The sequence below is a fragment of the Streptomyces sp. UG1 genome (genome assembly GCF_049974585.1).
GTDB lineage: Bacteria > Actinomycetota > Actinomycetes > Streptomycetales > Streptomycetaceae > Streptomyces.
The window spans coordinates 1-1744 of sequence record NZ_JBNGGG010000123.1 but is presented as its reverse complement, the minus strand read 5'-3'; the positions used below and the strand labels follow the sequence as shown (position 1 = coordinate 1744).

General features: G+C 67.9%; 1 protein-coding gene. It reads left to right on the top strand.

Annotated features, from left to right (window positions below; translation table 11 throughout):
- The first annotated feature begins 126 nt into the window (after window positions 1-126).
- Window positions 127-1731: an IS4 family transposase gene (locus tag ACP4J3_RS50575; protein WP_426545026.1), complete on the top strand. Its 1605-nt coding sequence runs from the start codon at window positions 127-129 to the stop codon at window positions 1729-1731.
- Window positions 1732-1744 lie beyond the last annotated feature (13 nt).

Here is a 1744-nt window from a genome sequence, read left to right as displayed (position 1 = left end):
CAATGCCACGAAGTTAAGGCCCTGTTGGCGGTGTCAAGGGTGTCGGGAGACAGAAGGGGCCTCTGCTATCCAGGGGATCGACCAAGATCTTCCTGAGAAAGCAGAGGCCCAGTGGCCAAGTCTGTCATGGGCGGAACCGATGACGTGTTCGCGCCTGGTCATATCGGTGAGTTAACGCAGGTCATCCCGCCCGAGTTGGTGGATGCGGTACTGGATGAGAGCGGGGCTCGCGAGCGACGACTTCGGAGTCTCCCCTCTCGCGTCGGGGTGTACTTCGTGCTCGCGCTCGGGCTGTTCGAGCATCTGGGCACCGGACTGGTGTGGGGCAAACTCGGGGCCGGACTGGCCGCCCGGGTGCCGCAGCCCTCGGAGAAGGCACTTCGCGATCTGCGTCGGCGGGTCGGGGTGGCCCCGCTCAAGCAACTGTTCCACGTGCTGGCCGGCCCGCTGGCCCAGCCGTCCACACCCGGAGTGCGCTACCGACGCTGGCGCACGGTCGCCTTCGACGGCTGCGGGAGCCTGTCCGTCCCCGACCACGAGCGCAACCGGTCCTGGCTCGGCCGAACCGAACGCCGCTACGGCCCGACTGGCCACCCCCGGCTGATGCTCATGACCCTGTGCGAAACAGGCACCCGCGGCCTGATCGCAGCGGTCTTCGGCCCCGCCTCCAAGGGTGAGACCGACTACGCCCACGACTTGATCGGCCACCTGACCCCGGACATGCTTCTCTTGGCGGACCGCGCCTTCGACAGCAACAATCTGCTCGCAGACATCGCAGCTCGAGGGACTCAGTTCCTGATACGCGCCACCAGCACCCGACGACCGCCGGTGCTGGCGCTGCTGCCCGACGGCTCCTACCTGACCCGGATCGGGGGCCTCCCATTGCGGGTGATCGAGGCCGAGATCCACTCCCGCACCGCCGACGGCGGCGACTTCGGCGGGACCTACCGCCTGCTGACCACGCTCAACGACCACCGCACCGATCCCGCCGACCACCTGGTGCGTCTCTATCACGAGCGCTGGGAGATCGAGATCACCTACCTGGCGCTCCGTCACACCCTGCTCAAAGGCCGAGTTCTACGTTCGAAGGACCCGGTGGGCCTCAACCAGGAGATGTGGGGACTGCTCACCCTCTACCAGGCCCTGCGCTCGGTCATGGTGACCGCGGTGGAGACACTGCCCGGCTGCGATCCCGACCGAGCCGGCTTCACCGTCGCCCTGGAAGCCGCCCGTGACACGGTGGTCAGCCTGGTCGGAACGACCGCGGCCTCAGGGCCGAGCAGCCACTCCGACCTGGTGGGACACATCGGCGCCCGCGTCCTGCACGCGCTGCTCCCCGGGCGCCGGATGCGACTGTCCGCCCGCATCGTCAAGTGCGGAACCTCCCGCTACAACATCTGGAACCGCGACGGCCGTCCACGCGCCAGCACCCCGATCACCGCCATCGAGATCACCGTGCACCCACCAGCCCTGCCCAGCACGCAGGACCCGAGCCGGGCCCTCTCCGGCCGCTGGGGCCAGGTCTGCCAGCTCTTGGCCGCGAACTCCAACCAGGCCATGCACACCCGGGACATCGCACAACATCTCGGGCTCCCCACCTCGGGGCGCCCCCTCAGCAGCCTCACCGCGCAACTCTGCTACTGGGCCCGCAACGGCCGACTCATCCGCACCGCGCCGAGCACCTACAAGATCACTCTCCCTGATGCCTTGACACCGCCAACAGGGCCTTAACTTCGTGGCATTG